This is a genomic window from Mucilaginibacter sp. (assembly GCF_041663085.1).
GTDB lineage: Bacteria > Bacteroidota > Bacteroidia > Sphingobacteriales > Sphingobacteriaceae > Mucilaginibacter.
Genome location: NZ_JBAZRC010000002.1, coordinates 145,767 through 165,677, shown reverse-complemented (window position 1 = coordinate 165,677; position 19,911 = coordinate 145,767). Strand labels below are relative to the sequence as shown.

Annotated in this window: 15 protein-coding genes; 14 read left to right on the top strand and 1 reads right to left on the bottom strand. The window is 44.4% G+C overall.

Translation table 11 applies throughout. The features are described 5' to 3' along the window. Positions 1-129: 129 nt before the first annotated feature. Positions 130-390, bottom strand: a complete 261-nt coding sequence (locus WC615_RS01810; RefSeq protein WP_372976439.1) for a hypothetical protein — start codon at positions 388-390, stop codon at positions 130-132. A gap of 191 nt (positions 391-581) precedes the next feature. Between WC615_RS01810 and WC615_RS01805 the strand changes: the two genes are divergently transcribed. The 14 genes from WC615_RS01805 to WC615_RS01740 all read left to right on the top strand — a co-directional run bounded on the left by WC615_RS01805 (position 582) and on the right by WC615_RS01740 (position 19,850). Continuing rightward, on the top strand, positions 582-1,550 hold the full coding sequence (locus tag WC615_RS01805) for an alpha/beta fold hydrolase (RefSeq protein ID WP_372976438.1): 969 nt from the start codon (positions 582-584) through the stop codon (positions 1,548-1,550). A 9-nt stretch (positions 1,551-1,559) separates the two neighbouring features. Further along, positions 1,560-1,943 carry an ester cyclase gene (locus WC615_RS01800; protein WP_372976437.1) on the top strand — a complete coding sequence of 128 codons (384 nt, stop codon included), beginning with the start codon at positions 1,560-1,562 and terminating at the stop codon, positions 1,941-1,943. A 271-nt stretch (positions 1,944-2,214) separates the two neighbouring features. After that, the gene (locus WC615_RS01795) at positions 2,215-2,583 is read left to right on the top strand and encodes a hypothetical protein (protein WP_372976436.1); all 369 of its coding nucleotides are present in this window, start codon (positions 2,215-2,217) and stop codon (positions 2,581-2,583) included. A gap of 793 nt (positions 2,584-3,376) precedes the next feature. After that, positions 3,377-5,317 (top strand): 7TM diverse intracellular signaling domain-containing protein, encoded by a 1,941-nt coding sequence (locus tag WC615_RS01790; RefSeq protein WP_372976435.1) that lies wholly within the window; start codon positions 3,377-3,379, stop codon positions 5,315-5,317. 301 nt (positions 5,318-5,618) lie between these two features. Next, on the top strand, positions 5,619-8,573 hold the full coding sequence (locus WC615_RS01785) for a SusC/RagA family TonB-linked outer membrane protein (protein ID WP_372976434.1): 2,955 nt from the start codon (positions 5,619-5,621) through the stop codon (positions 8,571-8,573). A gap of 13 nt (positions 8,574-8,586) precedes the next feature. Further along, positions 8,587-10,065, top strand: a complete 1,479-nt coding sequence (locus WC615_RS01780) for a RagB/SusD family nutrient uptake outer membrane protein (RefSeq protein WP_372976433.1) — start codon at positions 8,587-8,589, stop codon at positions 10,063-10,065. A 62-nt stretch (positions 10,066-10,127) separates the two neighbouring features. Continuing rightward, a complete protein-coding gene (locus tag WC615_RS01775) occupies positions 10,128-11,528 on the top strand; it encodes a glycoside hydrolase family 30 beta sandwich domain-containing protein (RefSeq protein ID WP_372976432.1) in 1,401 nt (466 codons plus the stop codon). A 15-nt stretch (positions 11,529-11,543) separates the two neighbouring features. Further along, positions 11,544-11,753, top strand: a complete 210-nt coding sequence (locus tag WC615_RS01770; RefSeq protein WP_372976431.1) for a hypothetical protein — start codon at positions 11,544-11,546, stop codon at positions 11,751-11,753. 134 nt (positions 11,754-11,887) lie between these two features. Further along, positions 11,888-13,699, top strand: coding sequence for a hypothetical protein (locus WC615_RS01765; RefSeq protein WP_372976430.1), 1,812 nt, complete (start codon positions 11,888-11,890; stop codon positions 13,697-13,699). 13 nt (positions 13,700-13,712) lie between these two features. Continuing rightward, positions 13,713-15,182, top strand: a complete 1,470-nt coding sequence (locus WC615_RS01760) for a RagB/SusD family nutrient uptake outer membrane protein (protein ID WP_372976429.1) — start codon at positions 13,713-13,715, stop codon at positions 15,180-15,182. Between the two features lie 19 nt (positions 15,183-15,201). After that, entirely contained in the window at positions 15,202-16,545 is a 1,344-nt protein-coding gene (locus WC615_RS01755) for a putative zinc-binding metallopeptidase (RefSeq protein ID WP_372976428.1), read from the top strand. A 21-nt stretch (positions 16,546-16,566) separates the two neighbouring features. Beyond that, positions 16,567-17,880, top strand: coding sequence for a DUF4302 domain-containing protein (locus WC615_RS01750; protein ID WP_372976427.1), 1,314 nt, complete (start codon positions 16,567-16,569; stop codon positions 17,878-17,880). Between the two features lie 226 nt (positions 17,881-18,106). Then, entirely contained in the window at positions 18,107-18,670 is a 564-nt protein-coding gene (locus WC615_RS01745) for an RNA polymerase sigma-70 factor (RefSeq protein WP_372976426.1), read from the top strand. A gap of 979 nt (positions 18,671-19,649) precedes the next feature. Then, the gene (locus WC615_RS01740; RefSeq protein ID WP_372976425.1) at positions 19,650-19,850 is read left to right on the top strand and encodes a TIGR04149 family rSAM-modified RiPP; all 201 of its coding nucleotides are present in this window, start codon (positions 19,650-19,652) and stop codon (positions 19,848-19,850) included. Positions 19,851-19,911: the final 61 nt, after the last annotated feature.

Sequence of the window (19,911 nt, the reverse complement as noted above, 5' to 3'; positions counted from 1 at the left end):
GGGGTGCACTGATGGAAGATCCGGCCACAAGGTCTGTCTGGGAACCGGTTGTTATGTGATCTGGGCGCTGACCAAATTGGCTGCATGGGATTCACTTTTGTGATGCACCTGCAGCCCGTAATCGGTGCATCAAAATATAGTCTTGATCACTTTGTCTGTGCCGTTGATCAGGTCGGCAACTTCCGACGGTTCCGGCTCCCGTTTTTTATTCTGAACGCAAAGCTGATAAAGCCCTGCTAATAAGCCGATGTGCCGGTAATCCGGAAAGTCAGTGATGTTATTCTTTTTGAGTAATTCATTCATGTCAGCGATGGTTTTCCGGGTGATCTTCAATTGCCGGCGTTCGCTAACCTGCTCCAAATGTTTTTCCAGAACGATCCCGGCAATCATGCCTGCTGCACACACCCTGGGTATAGATGCGCTTCACTTCCGCTTTGATCTGCTCAAAATTGTCTTTCATATGCTTGGCAAAATTACTGCTTGGCAGGAATTCAGGAAATAAAATCTTCGCCATCTGCCGGCCTTGATACTAAAACACTCACGGTCAAACTCATCATGCCGATAATAACAAAACCAAAAAAATGCAGGTGCGTTATACTATTAAGTTTTTTATTATGACAACAACAGATCACGATTTTCAGGTTCAACACCAGGTTAAGTTTATTAATACCGATATGCTTCGGATCGCCTACACCGAAAATGGTCCTACGGATGGATGGCCGGTTTTATTATCACACGGGTTTCCTTACGACATCCATGCGTTCGACGGGGTTGCCGCTATCCTTGTCCGGTCAGGAGCAAGAGTCATCACTCCATATACGCGTGGATTTGGTCCGACACGCTTTGCTTCAGACAAGATAATGCGTGTCGGGCAGCAGGCGGCGCGTGGCCTGGATATTCTCCAGTTAATAAATGCTTTGCAGCTAAACCGTCCGATAATCGGTGGTTTCGATTGGGGAGGAAATGCCTCCTGCGTAGCGGCAGCATTGTGGCCGGAACAGATCGGTGGTCTGGTATCTTACGCCAGTTATGATATCATAGATATACCAGAACAGACACATGCATTTGCGCCTTCACTTGAACGTATCTGCTGGTATCAGCACCTTTTTCAAAGTACCCGTGGATACGAGTGCCTGACCCAAAATCGCCGGGAGTTATGCCGGATACTGTGGAAAGAATGGTCGCCGGACTGGCAATTCGATGAGGCCACCTATGAACGGTCCGCTGCGGCTTTCGAAAATCCTGACTTTGTAGCGGTGGTCATACATAATTATCGCCACATGCTTGGAAATGAAGCAGGAGATCGCGCTTTACAGCATTTTGAGGATATCCTGGCTCAAAAGCCGAAGATCACCATACCATCGGTAACACTTGACGGCAATGCTGATCCGCTCAAACCGGGTGGTACGAAGGCACACGCTGCCTTGTTCACAGGCAGGCATGAACACCTGACGGTAGCCTCGGGGCATAACCTGCCACAGGAAGCACCAAATGCATTTGCCGGAGCGGTGCTGAAGGTTTATGAATGGCTGGGCAAAAACGATATTTAAAAGAAAAATATGGATCTGTCGGAAAACTATCGCAATTACATTGCCTGCATTAATGCCAGGGAACTGAACCGTCTTGACGAGTTCGTCAGCGGGGACGTAGTTTATAATGGTCGTTCAATTGGAATAGACGGTTATCGCGATATGCTTGCGGGCAATTATCATGACATACCCGATCTCCGGTTTGTGGTCGAACTTTTAGTAGCAGACACCTCAGCCATCGCGAGCCGGTTATATTTCAACTGCAAACCCAGTGCGGAATTCAGGGGCCTTCAGATCAATGGACAAAGGATAGAATTTCATGAGAACGTTTTCTACAGGTACAGGAATGGAAAGATCGCAGAGGTTTGGTCAGTGATCGACAAAGCAGAGATCGAGAGGCAACTGGTTCCCTGATAATAATATCCCCCAACACTCTGCTGCCGGGGACTTTAAACCTAAGTATTATGATTTGAAAAACACCCGGCCTGCGCTGGTACTGCTTCAGACTTTCCCTTCCTTGTGCGATTAAAATTTCTAAATCTTCAGCTTGTTTTGCGAAGATATTATCAGAAATAAAAAATTTTATAATTTTGAATAGCAATAATTAATTGGCAGTATTTTGGCGTCAGCTCAGGTAAAATCCAATTTGGACGCAAAAAATTATCTGAAGGTTGTTGATAATGGTATGAAAATAGCTGTTTTATCTTTCTTTTTATGCTTATCAATAAAAGGATTTTCTCAAGCCACGATTAAATCAAACGAGGCTAAAGATCACGTAGGTGAAGTGGTATATCTTGATGATCATTTTATCTCTGGTAAAACATTTAAAGACTCTATTGCAGTAATGGCAATAGGGGGTAACGAGGGGAAATCCATTGTTACAGTTGTTGTCGCACTAAAGAAACATAATACTACCCCAACTGACATAAAAGTTATAAATACTTTTAAAGCGAGCAAGGCCTACTTTAGGGGTATTATTCTTCCAACTGCATCGGGATATACAATGATTATAGATGATGTAAAAAATATTTACTTCCGTAGTCCTAATTTATAATCAGTATCTTCTGTTATTACTTAGTAAAGAAATAGCTTAAAATGTCCACAAGGGGTTCGAGCAAAAACTCGAACCTCTATATTTTATAGCACTGTCGACTTAAAAACATATTCGGCTATGCGATCTCCTGGATCGCCTTTAAAAAATTTTCACTAATAGAACAGAATATTTGTAATAAGCTATATGTTAATCAGCACCTTTAAATTTTCAAGAAATTGGTTCGAATTTTGTCCAGTCAGGCTTTTGCGGAAATCCGTTGCTAAATTCCAGTTTGACAACTGCCGAAAAACCATTAGGGGCCGGGCACAAGGATTTCAGTCCGCGATCCATTCTATAGCTTACGGGAAACCGTAAAATCCGCACATGCCCAACAACTAATTTGACCTGCCTTTATCAGCAATCAAATGGATTTTAAAGATCAGATAGTACAACTTGCCGCGTGCGTAGAAAAACTACTGCCGCAATCCAACAGTCACCTATCACACGGATGGAACCGGAATTTGATTTTACCACTTATAAATAGATTGTATAAATTATCTTATGCCTTAGGGAAGGAAAGTTGTCCGTCCCTAAGTTTTTTCCTGTCACGTGCATACGACTTCCTTCTTTGCAAAAGAAGTTATGTGAGTTGCGGCTAAGGGGCTAATATTGAGTAATTTCAGTTTTTTAGCTCAACATACTGTTTAGCCCATATGGGGATCGGACCCCATTTACCGGCCCTTAAATCGTTCAAAACCTTCAACTGCTTTTCCCCTATAGGCTGGTTTCATACTCATTATAAAAAATAAACTTGTTGTTATTAAAGTATAATAAAGCTGATATTTGCAGGTTTAATACTATTATATCGCCTGTGTTGATGGATGTTGTGAGTCGCCGTTTTTTGCTGCTGTTTTTTTTAGGGTTTTTAACACCGGTACTGGTAAAGGCACAGCATCCGGTTGTTGTTGATGATGAAACGCCCCAGCATATTTTTTCTTTTAAAGAGATTGAAAGTTTTTATGACCCTGCAGGAAGCTTATCTTTTAATGAGGTAAAAGATAAGCCGTTTTTAGCGAGCAAAAGCAGTACGCCGCAAAACACGGTACTTAACGGGGTTTACTGGTACCGCATAGCCGTAAAGTTGGATGCCCCCACCAATAAGCAATGGCTTTTAGAGTTTTTTGATCAAACTATCGATCACATAACGGCATATGTGCCTGATGGCAAAGGCGGATACCATCAAAACCAACTGGGCGATGCATTCGCATTCAAAGCCCGCGAGGTCAGTCATAAAAACTTTGAGGTGCCGTTACAACCAACCGGGGGAACTGCGGTATACTATTTCAAGATCAAATCGCATCAACCTGCAGATATCATTATTGTATTGCGCTCTGTCAACTGGTTCATCCAGTATGCCAATAGCGAATATTTTACTTTCGGCATCTTTTACGGCATGATCCTGATCTTTGGTTTCTATAACCTGTTGATGTTTGTGGCGGTTAGGTCCAGGCAGTATCTTTATTATACGCTCTATCTGTTCAGCGTTGGATTGTATGAAATGTCTACAGATGGGTTAGCTTTCCAATATTTGTGGCCGTCCGCGCCTGCATTCAATCAATATGCGTTTGCCATTGCCTTATGCCTCATCAGCATTTTTTGTTTGTTGTTTACACGGTCGCTGCTACACACGCGCGAAAAAGCGCCAATGCTGGATAAGGTGATCATCGGCGTCCTTATTTCCCGTGTGGTGTTTTTTGCCTACAGCTTTGCATTTAACCGCGATCTGTTCAATTATAAGTTCATTGAATTTATCCCTTTGATACTTGCCTTTAGTACCGGGGTAGCAGTGTATCGTAAAGGGTACCGGCCGGCCCTTTATTTTGTTATAGGCTATGGTTGCATTTGCTTTGGCTTTACCTATAAAATCCTGATCATGCTGCATTTGGATTGGTTAAACATAGGCGCGGTAACCTATTATAGCCTAACGATCAGTTTTATTGCCGAGATGATCTTTTTATCCATCGCTATTGCCGCACAGGTAAGTGAATTTAAACGCACCCGGGATAAAGTGCAAAAACAGATGATCGCGGAAATGAAAAAAAGCCGCGACCTGGAGCAAAAGCTGAATAAAGAACTTGAGCAGTTGGTGGGGGTACGTACAAAAGCCCTTTCAGAACAAACCACTTTAGTGGCGGCACAAAACATCGCTTTAGCAGAAAAAAACACGCTTTTGCAAAAGCAGGCAGAAGAAATATCCAGGATGAACGTACTCCTGGAAAAAGATAATGAAGAACTGCATACCAGCGTTGAACAGCTCGCCCGGTCACGTATCATGTCTGAGGATGTTGATTTTGATGAGTTTAGTAAAATTTACCCGGATGGCGAAAGCTGTTTCGCCTACCTGGCCCAGCTCAAATGGGCATTGGGCTACCATTGCAGAAAATGCGGCGGCGATCATAGTTTTGCAGGCCATACACCGCACAGCCGCCGTTGCTCAAAATGTGATTATGAAGAATCGGTAATAGCCTACACCGTATTTCAAAATTCCCGGATCCCTATTACTAAAGCATTCTACCTGCTTTTCCTGATGTATGCCAGCAAAGGGAAAATATCCTCTCACAAACTCTCCGAAATATTAGCCATCAGGCAGGGCACCTGCTGGTCGTACAGCAACAAGATCAAAAAGCTGATGGACGACAGAAAAAAGGAACTTAAAAAGTCTGAAGGGGGCTGGAGCAAGCTCGTACTTGATTGATTTTTGGATACTTTTTGCCATCTCAATGTAACAAATCTATTGAAAGATAACGGCGCTTTTATGTATCAAACTACATGATGGTTTTTGGGGTGCACAGTAGATTACCTGCTGATTATCAATAGTTCTGTTTAGTATATAGCAGTGGTATTAAAGCGTATCGTTTTATTTGTAACAAACTAAATATCAGTTATTTATATGTGTTTTACATTTGCAAATAACATGTAATGCCACCAATTTTGTTTGCTCGTTAGCTAGATCCAACAGTTAACGCAACCAGTTAATTAACCACAATTTTTAAATTATGCAAAAACGAATTACTTTATTCTGTGCATTGCTATTGGCGAGTGTTTTGGCATATGGCCAAACCCTAACCATAAAAGGTACAGTAAAAGACGCTAAGGGAGAAACCCTTCCTGGCGTAAGTGTGTTGGTGAAAGATACCAATACAGGCGTAGCAACAGATGTAAACGGCGCTTTCACCATCAACGCCACGGCCGCCAGTACATTAACATTTTCATTTATTGGTTTTGCCACGCAGGAGCAGGCAGTAGCCGGCAGAACGGAGATCAATGTTGTACTTGCTGAAAATAACAAGCAATTGAGCGAAGTTATTGTTGTTGGCTACGGCACACAACGTAAAGGCGATATTACAGGTGCTGTTTCCGTGATCGGGAAAAAAGACCTGGACCAACGCCCTAACACCCAGATTGGTAACCTTATTGAAGGTAAAACAGCAGGGGTACAGGTTGTTTCTCCATCGGGCAGCCCATCTGCAACTTTAAGCATTAAAGTGCGGGGTACAAATTCTATCAACGCGGGCAGTAACCCGTTATATGTAATAGATGGCGTGCCTACGCAGGATACACGTTCCTTAAACCCGGCAGATATTGAAAGCATTTCTGTTCTGAAAGATGCATCTTCTGCAGCTATTTATGGTGCACAGGGTTCAAACGGTGTGGTATTGATCACCACAAAACGTGGTACAACTGCTAAGCCAAAGGTTGATTTTTCTGCCTATGCGGGCGTATCTGCCGTACGCAAAAAGCTGGATGTGCTTAATGCGGACCAATACCGACAGTTAGCCACAGAACTGGGCTATACGACCGATTGGACACAGTACACGGCCAATACCGACTGGCAGGACGAAATTTTCAGAACCGGTGCCTCTCAGAATTATCAGCTTGCCGTATCGGGCAAAAATCAAGGTACAACCTATTACCTGTCAGGCGGCTGGACACAGCAAAAAGGTGTTATTGAAAGCTCTTTAATGCAACGCGCCAACTTTAAGGTAAACTTAGATCAAAAGGTAAACAACTGGCTTACATTGGGTACAAACATTGCTTATACCCGTTACAATGATGTAAGCATTACGGATAACACCAACGTAAATGGAGGTGGTGTTTTGTTAGGTGCATTAACTACGCCGCCAAACATTGGTATACTTAATGCAAACGGCCAGTATACAAGCAACCCTTTCCAGCAGTGGGAAAACCCGCTGGCAAGTCTTTACGGTTCTACCAGGCCTTACACCAACCAGCGTTTATTGGGTAATGCTTATGGCGAGATCAAGTTTACGCCCGATTTGAAGTTCAGAAGCAGTTTAGGTATTGATTATACAAATGCCGTAGCTGATTATTTCCTTGATCCGTACCTGACATCGTATGGCCGCCAAAACAATGGTATCGCACGTAACGAAACCAACTTAACCAACTATTGGATCTCAGATAATACTTTAACCTATACCAAAAGTATTGGCAAACATAACTTTACTGTATTGGGCGGTTTTGTTGCCCAAAAGTATCGTTATGAGAACACCTATATCCAAACAACAGGTTTTTCCGGCAACACGATTCCAACAACAAATGCGGGTTCTGTAATAGGGGCGGCTTACAATAACAAGTCAGAAAAATTCAACACATCGGCAATAGGCCGCGTTAACTATGATTACGCTGGTAAATATCTTTTTACGGCTAATTTCCGCGCGGATGCTTCATCGGTTTTCGGCCCTAATAAAAGATGGGGGTATTTCCCGTCATTTTCTGCAGGCTGGAGATTATCTGAGGAGAGTTTCCTGAAGGATGTGACTGTCATTAACGACCTTAAATTAAGGGCGGGTTATGGCATAGTTGGTAACGACCAGATCAGCAACAGCAACTATTATTCTTATTTAGGCGGTGTCAGCAGCGGTGCAAATTATATCATAGGGGGTAACGTACAACCGGGCACGTATCCTTTATCTATAGAGAACCGTAACTTAAAATGGGAGCAAACCAGGCAAACCAACATCGGTATCGATCTGACCATTCTAAACAACCGTTTAACGTTTTCTGCGGATGCTTATATAAAAGATACCAAAGACCTGCTGCAAAGTTACCCGGTGCCAAGATCTACAGGGTTTGATTACGCCCTGAAAAATATAGGTACGTTACGCAACAAAGGTTTGGAGTTTATGGTAAGCGCTAAGAATATCGAGCATGAGGATTTTAGCTGGAATACCGATTTCAATATATCGTTTAACCGTAACAATGTTACAGCTTTATATGGTCAGCAATACTTCCTGAATACCATTGCGGGCCGCAGCGAAGTATCGCTTGTAACAGAAGGTAAGCCACTTGGTGTGTTTTACGGTTATGTTTATGAAGGGGTAGACCCGCAAAATGGTAATGCTTTATATCTGAATAATAAGGGCGAAAAAACAAGCAGCCCTACTGCAGATGACCGCCGGGTGATCGGTAACCCTAACCCCGATTTTATCTATGGCTTAACCAACACCTTTAGCTATAAAAACATCAGCTTAAATGTTTTCCTGCAAGGTTCACAAGGCAACGATATATTTAATGCTACACGGGTTGAAACAGAAGGCATGACAGGCCCGCAAAATCAATCTACAGCAGTATTAAACCGTTGGACAACCCCCGGCCAGGTAACCGATATCCCTAAAGCTTCAGTTAACAATACTGATAATTCACGTATCTCTACCCGGTTTGTTGAAAACGGATCATACCTGAGGGTTAAAACAGTTACACTTGGCTATACCTTCCCTAAAGCAATTGCAAGCAAGTTAAGACTGGGTAACATCAGGGTATACGCAACAGGCGAAAACCTGTTCACCTTTACCAAATACTCAGGTTACGATCCGGAAGTTAACGCGTTCACCTCAGGCAACTTTGCCAATACCAATGGTGGTTTCGGTATAGACTATGGTACATATCCGCAAACCCGCAACTTTATTTTTGGTTTAAATGCATCATTCTAAAAACAGTAAAAAAATGACTACAAAATATATATTAAGATATGCATTGATCGCCTTGCTGGCTGTTAGTGCGGTATCCTGCAAAAAATCGCTCGATTTGCAGCCCATATCTGATGCTACTGTAAATAACTCTTACAACACCGCAACACAGGCAGAAGCTGCACTTGCAGGCGCATACAATACATTTACATCGTCCGATTATTACATATGGGATAATATTTATACCAGCGATGTACGGTCAGATAACCACTACGCAGGAGGTGATAACCCGGATTTTTATCAGTATGATAACCTGAATATAACGGCTACCAACAGCAAAGTTTACGGCGACTGGAGCAACCTGTACAATGGTATTTTAAAAGCAAATACGGTTATACAGCGTATCCCGTTAATTACCGATCCGTCGCTAAGTGCCGAAAGAAAAGCACAGATCATTGGCGAGGCCAAATTTTTGCGTGCTTATCATTACTTCCAGTTAGTCAAAAACTGGGGGGGCGTACCACTGGTCACTGTGCCGGTCACCACGACCGAGCCTACTGAGATCAATACGCCACGTGCATCTGTTGCGGATGTTTATAACCAGATCGTAACCGACCTGACAGATGCTGCAGCGGCTTTGCCTGATACCTACGGTGGTGATGCCAGCGTGAATAAGGCCCGTGCTACCAAAGGCGCAGCCAATGCTTTATTAGCTAAGGTGTTTGCCCAAAAACCCGACCGCGATTACAGCAAGGTGCTCACTTATGCCGATGCCGTTATCAACAGCCCGGCGGGTTATGCTTTAGTGCCTTACAGCGATTTGTTTGATGGTAACCATTTCAATAATTCCGAATCCATACTTGAGGCGCAATTTAACGGTACAACCATTGCCAACTGGTCGCCATCATTGTTGTTGCCACCATCTATTACCAATACAACCTGGCGTAAATTCATTACCCCCTCAAAAGACCTTGCAAAAGCGTTTGATGACGCCGGTGATGTGGTGCGGAAAAATCAAACCATGTTGTTTGAAAGTGCGCCATGGGTAGATGAATATTGGTCGGCAACTGTGAACGGCAACGTGCCTTTCCCATACAAACAACGTAATTTGACCAACGGTAACAGCACCAGCAGGCAGTATATGCTGCGTTTGGCTGATGTTATTTTATTAAAAGCAGAAGCGCTTAACGCCCTTGGCCGTACAAGTGATGCGGGCGACGCGTTATACATGATCCGTAAACGTGCGGGCCTTGGTCAACCAACTGCCACTACGCAAACAGATATGGCCCTTGCCATTGAAAAAGAGCGCCGCCTGGAATTTGCCCAGGAAGGCCAGCGCTGGGATGACCTGGTACGCTTCGGCAGGGCAGAAACAGTCATGAATGCGCTGAATGAAATAAATTTGGTAACCGGTCAGAAAGTTAATTATAACATGACCAAAGAAAAAGAGTTACTGCCCATACCACAAACAGAACGTAACCGTAACCCGGCCTTAACACAAAACCCGGGCTATTAATAAAAACGGCGGGATAACATCCCGCCATTTTTATGTTACATTTATTTACCAATCAAACCATCATGTTAAAAAAAATAATATTATCCGCTTTGCTAAGTGCTGTAACCGGCATCATTTATACCCATGCCCAAAATGTACCGGTAAGTAAGGTGGCATCCTGGGTTACGCACCCGGATAGGTCGGCGCTGTTGCAGAAACAAACCACCACGCCTGTATTTGGCAAGGTTAATGATGCATACCCAACGATAACGGTTAACGATCATGAAAAATACCAGCAGATTGATGGTTTCGGTTTTACCTTAACAGGAGGAAGCGCAACACTGATCAATAAGCTTAAGGCTACCGAGAAAAAAAAGTTGCTGAACGAACTATTCTCTACAAAAGGTAAGGGTATCGGCGTAAGCTACTTGCGTATCAGTATAGGCGCCTCAGACCTGAATGCCGAAGTATTCACTTATGATGACCTGTCCGCAGGGGAAACAGATCCGAAATTGACCCATTTTAGCTTAGCTAAAGATGCCGGCGTCATCTCCCTGCTCAAAGAAATTTTAGCGATCAACCCGCGCATCAAAATCCTGGGTAGCCCCTGGACAGCCCCCTCGTGGATGAAAACCAATGGTTCATCGAAAGGAGGTAAGTTAAAGCCCGATTGTTATCAAGTGTACGGCCAATATTTAACCAAATATATACAGGCGATGAAAGCGCATGGTATCATCATAGACGCTATTACCCCGCAAAACGAGCCGCTAAACCCCAAGAATAACCCCAGCATGGTCATGGAAGCGGCAGAGCAGGCGGAGTTTATTAAAAGCAGCCTCGGGCCTGCTTTTCACGCGGCCGGCTTAAAAACCAAGATCATTACTTATGACCATAATGCCGACAGGCCCGATTACCCCATTGCTATATTAAAAGACCCCGAAGCCCGCAAGTATGTAGATGGCTCGGCTTTTCATATGTATGGCGGCAAAATCGAGGCCCTTACCGAAGTACATAACGCGTTTCCTGATAAGAACCTCTATTTTACGGAGCAATGGGTTGGTGCACCCGGCAACTTTGCCGAAAACTTAAACTGGCATGTAAACACCCTTATTATTGGCGCTACACGTAATTGGGCCCGTAACGTGCTGGAATGGAATTTGGCTGCTGATGAAAATAACCTGCCGCATACGCCCGGCGGCTGCACCGAATGCCTTGGTGCCATAACGGTTGAGGATGCGATAATTCGTAACGTTGCCTATTATATTATTGGCCATGCCTCTAAATTTGTGCCGGCCGGTTCCGTACGTATCGCTTCAAATATCAATGGCGAATTTGCCAATGTGGCCTTCCTCACCCCAAAAGGCAAAAAGGTATTGATCGTCATCAATAACGGTAAAACCAAAGCGTCGTTCAATATCCGTTACCAAAAAGCAGCGGCCATATGCTCGCTGGACGGCGGCGCTGTAGGAACATTTGTTTGGTAAACTCATTATTTTACATTGCAGAAGCAACTTCCTTACTTCGCTGACGGATCATCCGCCTCGGCAACCGCAGCAAACCTTAATCAGCGTGTATATGCTGCTACAAAAGGCGCTTTTAACAAAATTGCTCAGATTGCAGCGAATGAACTTTTCGGAAGGAATATCAGGGTGGCAACAGAAAGTTTATTAAGTGTTTTAACTGAAGGGCTGCTTAACCTACGCATGTAAATAACATCCCCCAAAATAAAGAAAGCGGTCTGACCGCTTTTTTTATTCGCCATTTGTTTATCTCTATATGTAAGATCCGCAATTAGTCTTTAATCAAAAGTTGTTGACTGTTTTTGGAGTAAAATCACCTTAGTTTGGCGAGCTTTGACGGCGCATATCGCTTTGTCAAAACCAGCCAGGAACATAAAGTTACCGAAAACTCTAATCAGGCACAAGCTTACCGCGCGGGTGTTGCCGAGCAAAACGCTACCATCATGGGTGGCAACCGCTTCCTGTACCGCAACCCCGATTTTCCGAACGATCTGCCGGTAACGGTGTTGCCTTACGGTGGTTTTTATAACACTGTAGATGATAACATCACCAACTATTATTTCAGGAACGCGCTGGAGTACAATAAAACGTTCAATAATGTGCATTTGGTGAATATATACGGCGCGCAGGAATTGCGTTACATCAACCGCCAGCACAAAACATTTGACGGCTACGGTTACCAGTATGACCAGGGTGGTGTGCCGTTCATCGATCCAAACATCGTGAAGCAAAATGTTGAATCGAATTTCAACTATTACAGCATGAATTATAACTATGAGCGGTACTTAAACTACCAGCTTCGCACGGCATATTCATACAAAGGCAAATACAGCATCAACGCGACCGGCCGTTACGACGGATCCAATCTGCTTGGCGAATCGCGTACTGCCCGCTGGCTACCAACCTGGAACGTTTCTGGTGCCTGGAACATGGATACCGAAGATTTCATGGCGAAAGAGAGCATCCGCAAGATCATTAACCGCGCGACCTTACGCGCAACATATGGTTTAACGGCAAGCATGGGACCGGCTACAAACTCCAGCCTCTACCTGCTGGCGCGGAATACCAACCGTCCTTATGCGTCAGAAAAAGAAACGGCCTTGTACATTGCAGGTTTAGAAAACTCAGAACTCACGTTTGAGAAGCAAAAAGAGCTGAATATCGGTATGGACCTTGGCTTCTTTCAAGATCGCCTGACGCTGACCGTCGACTGGTATAAAAGGAGAGGGTTTGACCTGATCGGTTTGATCCGTACCTCGGGCATCGGTGGCGAGGAAACCAAAGTGGCCAACTATGCAGATCTAAGATCGAGTGGTATCGAAGCAACCATTGGAGCTTCGATCATTAAACAAAAAGATTTTACCTGGAACACCCAATTAAACTTTGCGCACAATACCAACAAGATCACCAACCTGAAAAATCAGCCCCTGATATTCAATCTTGTTAATGCCGATGGCGGCGCGCAACAGGGCTACCCGCAGCGTGGTTTATTCTCCATCGATTTCCAGGGTTTGGACCATGATACGGGCAAACCATTGTTTATTAACGAGAACGGAACTTTGGGTACGAACGTATACATGCAAAGCGATGTTACCAAATACTTAAAATACGAAGGGCCCGTCGACCCGACTTTAAATGGCGGTTTCTACAACGCGTTCAAGTATAAAAATTTCACTTTCTCCGCATTGGTAACCTTTAGCGCGGGTAACAAAGTCAGGCTGTCGCCGCAGTTTAAGACCAGCTACAGCGATCTGGACGCCATGTCATCGGTGTTCCTGAACCGTTGGGTGATGCCGGGCGACGAAGCGCGTACCAACGTACCGTCGATTTTAAGTCCGCGCGAGGTGGGCCAGCTGGATGGCTATCCTTACAATAACTACAATTTCTCATCGGCACGCGTCGCGGATGGTGGCTTTGTAAGGCTTAAACAAGTATCAATGGGTTATTTCATCCCCACGCAACTGATTAAAAGGTATGGCTTCAGCAACGCCTCGTTAACTATAGTTGCCAATAATGTGTTATTGCTTTACAGCGATAAAGCACTGAATGGACAAGATCCTGAATTTTTTGGCTCGGGCGGGGTTGCTCTGCCCATACCACGCCAGTTCACTTTATCATTAAAGGTTGGATTTTAATTAGCATCATATCATGACAAAGAAATATATCATTACTATACTAATACTTGCAGCTGTATCAGCCACATCCTGTAAAAAATATTTGGAACAGGCGCCCGACCAGCGCACTAAGTTAAACACGGTTGAAAAGGTCAGCGAGATCCTGGCTACCGCCTATACCCAGGCAGATTTTGCCACCTTTACCGAAGCAGCATCAGACAATGCCGAGGATAAAGGCGTTAACGTAGGCGAGCTGAACCCCGCCAACCAGGACCCTTACTTATGGAAAGATGTAGAAAGCAGGGACACCGGCACGCCAACATTCTTCTGGAATGCCAGTTATGCCGCTATCGCTGCCGCAAACGCTGCCCTCGACGCTATAGACAAAGCGCCCGACCAAACAGATTACCTGCCTTACAAAGGCGAAGCTTTAATTGCCCGGGCCTACGCGCATTTTATGCTGGTAACGCTGTATTCCAAAGTGTACGATCCAACGACGGCTAATGATTCACCGGGGATACCGTATGTAACCAAACCTGAGAAAGTAGTTTTCCAGAAATACGACCGGGGTACCGTTGCATCAACCTATGCGGCTATAGAAAAGGACCTGCTGGCAGGCCTCCCGCTTATTAAGAACAGCGCTTACCGGGTTGTTAAATATCACTTTAACCAAACTGCAGCATACGCATTCGCCGCACGTTTTTACCTGTTTAAGCGCGAGTACGATAAAGTGATCCGGTACGCAACCCAGGCTTTCCCGGGTGACAGCTATGCGAGCAATATCCGCCCGTGGAACACTAAATACTATGAGGCATCGGCCGGCGAGCAGGAGATCATGTTCACACAGGCATCAGAGAACCCGAACCTGTTATTAACCGAAGCGCCCTCCTCATGGGCACGCAGCTACGCAGGTTTCAGATACGGTATGGGCCTTACTTTGAACGTTGCTTTACAGCAGCCAAATGTAACCGGCAGCAACTGGAGCGGTATAAAGGTTTATTCAGTAGGAGTGCCAAACTACAAGGTGCTTAAATACAAGGAGCTGTTCATCCGCTCGAGCCCTAATGCAAACATCGGCCTGGCGTTTACCATTTTGCCGCAGTTTACAGCTGATGAAATGCTGATGAACAGGGCAGCGGCTTATATCAACACAGGCGATTTCACCAAAGCTATTGCTGACCTGAACACCTTTGCAAGTGTCAGGATAAGGAATTACGACCCTGCTGCTGATGCCGTGACGCTGGATAAAGTTGCGCTGTTTTATAACACTACCGATACAAAACAAGGATTGCTGAACACTGTGCTCGATTTTAAAAAGACGGAGTTTATACAAGAGGGGTTACGCTGGCTGGATATCGTGAGGCTTAAGCTGCCCGTAACGCACAACATCAAGGCGGTTAACGGCACTAATACCTTTATCACTTTAGGGCCTGAAGACCCGAGGCGTTTATTCCAGCTGCCATCAGAGGTGGCACTTTCAGGCATCCCGTTAAATCCAAGATAATCACTCTTAATACCAGAAAATGAAAAAGATATTTTACAGATATGTTTTAGTGTTCGCGAGCATCGCGATGGCATCATGTAAAAAGGAGGGCACGCTAAATGCAAATCTTGATGCTATAGACCGTAACAACCCGGCCAATACAGCCGTTGATACCTGGCTGAATGATCATTATGTTGTGCCTTACAACATTGAGGTTAAATACCGTTGGGATGCCTTTGAGCTAAACCTTTCTAAAGACCTAACCCCGCCAAAAGAGGAAATGGTCATTCCCGCTATGGAAACTGTACGCGACATCTGGATAAAACCTTACGAAAAAGTAGGGGGCGCCGATTTTATGAAGATAAATTCGCCAAAGCAGTTTGTGCTGGTAGGCAGTCCGGAATTTAACGGGGACGGTACCATAACCCTTGGTACTGCCGATGGCGGCCGTAAAATAGTTTTGTATGTGATCAACAACTTCTCCAAAAGCAACCGTAACGGCATCAAGGGCATGGCTAACCTGATGTACCACGAGTTTACGCACATCCTCAACCAAAAACTGGCTTTTCAGCCGGCGTTTGCATTGGTAACCAAAGCAGACTATACCGCCAACTGGAACATTCCAAGTTTGGAAGAAGCACGGTCTTTAGGTTTTATTACCCAGTACTCGCGCTCAAACCCCATTGAGGATTTTGCCGAGATGGTATGTAACATGATCGTCATGGGCAAGCCTTTGTTTGATGCGACAGTTGATGCCCTGCCAGAGGACCCGCGCACTAAACTTCGTAAAAAAGAACAGTTAGTGGTAGAATATTTTAAAACCGCCTGGAACATCGATTTTTATGAATTACAAAGCACGGTGCAGGATGCATTTGACCAGCTGGCGCCGATCGTCCTTAAAAATTCAATCGGTCCGGATAACCTCTATTCCACCTTTACAGCCAAACCATCGGAAGAACCACAATCAGCAGATTTCCTTGCAAAATGGAATACGGCAAAAACTGCCATGAATGCCGTTGGCTTTAAGTTAACCCAATACAGCTTCACTTACCTGGCCGGCAACGTGGTCACATTGCGTTATACTTTTACCAATAGCGCAGGCACCACAACCTACTTTGGTGACGCCGATTACAAGTATACGATAGACGAGGCCGGAGTTACCAAATTTACCCTGGTTAATCCTCAGCCAGCCGGCACTACCTACAGTAACATGGGCGTCATAAAACCCTATATGACGGCTGTTGACAGTTATATTCAAGGCAATACTTTCCAGATAGACTGGGCGCCGGGGATCGATAACAGTACCAAGGGCTTACCCGGTGCACGGGGTGCATTCTTTAAAGTGGGTGACCCAAGTTCGTATTTAACCGGGGCGTTAAACTAACCTCTTTAATCATACTTACAGATGAAAAAATATTTAATATATAGTTTTATTACCATAGCGCTATTTGCAAGCTGCAAAAAGGGCGTTGACCCTGCCGCAGGCGAGCGCCCCGAAGAGCGCACCGCTACGGCACTGAAAACCTACGACGATGCCTTAACAGGCGCGCCAAATGGCTGGAAGGCTTTTTTATACCCGTCAGGTGGGAGCGGGTTTTCGTTTTACATGACCTTTAATACCAGTAACAGGGTAAGCATGTATGCCGATATCAACAGCACATCAACGCAGACCAGTTCGGAGAGCAGCTATCGTTTAAAGGCGGTGCTTGCGCCCTCGCTGTTGTTTGATACGTATAACTATCTGCACATCCTGGCAGATCCCGCGCCCGAAGTTAATGGCGGTACAGCAGGCTGGGGCCTGTATTCAGATTTTGAGTTTACCTTCGACAGGATCGCCGGTGATAGCATCATACTGCACGGCAACATGCTGAAAAGCCAGTTAATCTTGATAAAAGCCACAGCGGATGAAGCAGCTGCTTACAAAGCCAAGCAGTTAAATACCTTGGTGAACAGTATTGTAGATTACACGGCTGCCAACAAAAACCTTTACCTGCAACTCGGCGATGATACCAAGATCCAAACCACGCTTAACATCACCTCAAAGGTTTTTAGCTTAAACTGGGTTAAGGATAATATGGTATCGCAAAGTACATCGGCATTTGCATTTACGCTTACGGGGGTCGTGTTAAAGCAGCCCGTAGTATACGGGGGGAAGAAGTTTAGCGAACTGACCTGGGATGCCGCCGCCAAAAACCTGTATGCCACGGTAGGCGGGGAGAAGGTCGTCGTACAAGCCTCACCAACGCCTATCCTGCCCCTGCATTTGCTGATCGGCGTCAGCTATAACAACATCATTGTACCAAATGCTGCCAATTTTGCCGGTTGGGCACCGGATTTCGTGGCCAGGCGTGCCGCGGCAGCACAGGCTACACAAAACAGCCCATACGGGTTAAGATTGGACAGGATGCAGTTTTTATTCAACGTGTTAGAGAACAGCCTGACCATCACGGTGGATATTTACCAGGGTAACAATAAGTTCCTGGCCGATTTTCCTTACACTTACACAAAAACGGGCGATGGTGTTTATAAATTTAATGCGCACCAGCCTACAGGTAATGCGGGGCTCATTGTCAACGAGATGGCGCCGCTAACATCCCAGCGCATCGGGGCAGACCACTTTACCTTAGACTATTTTTTTGATGCAGGCACCGGGCAAACGCTGGGGCAGTTCAAAAGTGTAGAACACCCCGACTTCGCTTTCACAGGCACACTAAATTAAACGCAACTCAACAGGTAATCAGGGCCGGCCAAAACCGGCCCTGATTTAATCAAATCATGTATAAATGTTGTTTAGGGTAAGTTTTTCCAGAATAGTTTCGTATCTTGAAATATCATCTGTCCTGAAAATGGTATCCGGCAGTTACAGTTAACAGGTTGTTTATCAATAATCTGTAGTTGAATAATTTATATTTTCCTGATGTTTCATGTTTTAACAATGTACTGATTTGAATATTGTAACTGATCAAAACACTTTTACAAAATTTTACGGCACCCACTTTCAAACGTACGCACTGCTGGCGATGCAGTACGTCGACGACATATTTGTGGCCGAAGACATCGTACAGAACGTATTCATCAAATTTTGGGAAACCCCCGGTGTATTGGAAAACGCATCAGCATTAAAGGCCTATCTGGGCCGTATGGTTATTAACAGCGCTATCAATCATTTGAAAAGAAATAAAGACCTGGAACGGCACCACAACACGATCATAAGTGAACTAAAAGAGCAGGACGTATACCAGCAGTTTTATGAGCAGGAACTTAAGGTAGCCATCTATAAAGAAATAGACCTGCTGCCCGAAAAATGTAAACAAGTATTTAAGCTAAGCCGGTTTGACGGGCTAAAGTATAAAGAAATCGCGCAGATCCTGGACTTAAGCGAACGTACCGTAGAAAACCATATCGCGAACGCGCTCAAGGTATTGCGAAAAAAAATATTTTCTGACAAAATCCCTAAAAATTCAAATATCAGTAATTACAAACTTTTACTGATCCTGATGGGCGCGTAACCAGGCATTGCCCTTATATTGGGTTACGCGATATTATGATGGGTTATGGATTATATCAAAATGGCTCCGGCTACATCAACTATTTTGGCGGCCAAGCAGGACCGTATGCCCGCTATATTGGAACGCGATGATATCAAGACGTGGTTAAACCGCAAGGCTTGATCCTTCATCAACCGAAGATTGGTAAAGATCGCTGTTAAAAGAAAGGTTTATTCAATTTAAGCCCGCTACGACTTGAAATTGCAAAAGCTATTGGAAATACCGTTAAAATTAAATTTCTGATTTTTGCTTTTAAGTTTTTTTTGCATACCTTCAATAAACCAATAATTAATCTAAACGCCATTAATAGTTAATAAATTCTTTACTGCCTATTTGTTTAACAGGTAGGCGTAATGGATACTTATGACTTTCCTGTAAAGAAATTTACTGCCAATATGTAACTGCTTAAAAAGGGTTTGATGTATTGGAGATATAGCATTGTTTCGTAAACAATAAAGTGCCCTGACTTTGATAAACAGGGTAGGGAAAGCTTAACCCTAATAAATGAGGCCCAATATTAACCAATTATGAAAAAACTGAGTTTAAAATTAACCGGAATTAAAGAGGTGTTAAAAAAGGATGAAATGAAGCAGATCAGAGGCGGGGGTTCATTGGTAAATTGTTATGATGAATGCAATGCTTCGACAGGCTGTGGTCATGGTAGTTGTGTTCCCGCTTCCTCATGCTATCATAGTGGAGGCCCCGCCTATTTGGTTTGCCTTTAATAATAAGGATGTTAGGTATCGGTCAGATACCTAACATCCTTATGGTTGTTTATTTTGCAAGGTAATTGTACCTAAAATTCCGATAACCAAAAGTTCGATTTCACAGGTATTGGAGCATATAGCATTGTTTCGCGAACAATAAAGTGCCCTGGCTTTGATAAACAGGGTAGGGAAAGCTTAACCCGAATAAATGAGGCCCAATATTAACCTATTTTATGAAAAAGCTGAGTTTAAAATTAACCGGAATTAAAGAAGCGTTGGGAAAGAACGAAATGAAGCAGATCAGGGGTGGATCAGGGACAGATTGTTATGATCAATGTAGCTCGTATGGAACGGCATGCTCGGGTGGCGGTACTTGTGCCCCGAGTTCATGCCATCGGTATGGAGGCGGCGATCCCTACAGGGTTTGCATTTAGCATTAGTAAAAGTATGTTAGGTGCCGCCCGGGTACCTAACATACTTATGGTTGTTGCTCCG

Coding starts and splice junctions, on each gene's coding strand:
- WC615_RS01810 (WP_372976439.1), bottom strand. CDS start 390: ATGATTGCCGGGATCGTTCTGGAAAAACATTTGGAGCAGGTTAGCGAA.
- WC615_RS01805 (WP_372976438.1), top strand. CDS start 582: ATGCAGGTGCGTTATACTATTAAGTTTTTTATTATGACAACAACAGAT.
- WC615_RS01800 (WP_372976437.1), top strand. CDS start 1,560: ATGGATCTGTCGGAAAACTATCGCAATTACATTGCCTGCATTAATGCC.
- WC615_RS01795 (WP_372976436.1), top strand. CDS start 2,215: ATGAAAATAGCTGTTTTATCTTTCTTTTTATGCTTATCAATAAAAGGA.
- WC615_RS01785 (WP_372976434.1), top strand. CDS start 5,619: ATGCAAAAACGAATTACTTTATTCTGTGCATTGCTATTGGCGAGTGTT.
- WC615_RS01780 (WP_372976433.1), top strand. CDS start 8,587: ATGACTACAAAATATATATTAAGATATGCATTGATCGCCTTGCTGGCT.
- WC615_RS01775 (WP_372976432.1), top strand. CDS start 10,128: ATGTTAAAAAAAATAATATTATCCGCTTTGCTAAGTGCTGTAACCGGC.
- WC615_RS01760 (WP_372976429.1), top strand. CDS start 13,713: ATGACAAAGAAATATATCATTACTATACTAATACTTGCAGCTGTATCA.
- WC615_RS01755 (WP_372976428.1), top strand. CDS start 15,202: ATGAAAAAGATATTTTACAGATATGTTTTAGTGTTCGCGAGCATCGCG.
- WC615_RS01750 (WP_372976427.1), top strand. CDS start 16,567: ATGAAAAAATATTTAATATATAGTTTTATTACCATAGCGCTATTTGCA.
- WC615_RS01740 (WP_372976425.1), top strand. CDS start 19,650: ATGAAAAAGCTGAGTTTAAAATTAACCGGAATTAAAGAAGCGTTGGGA.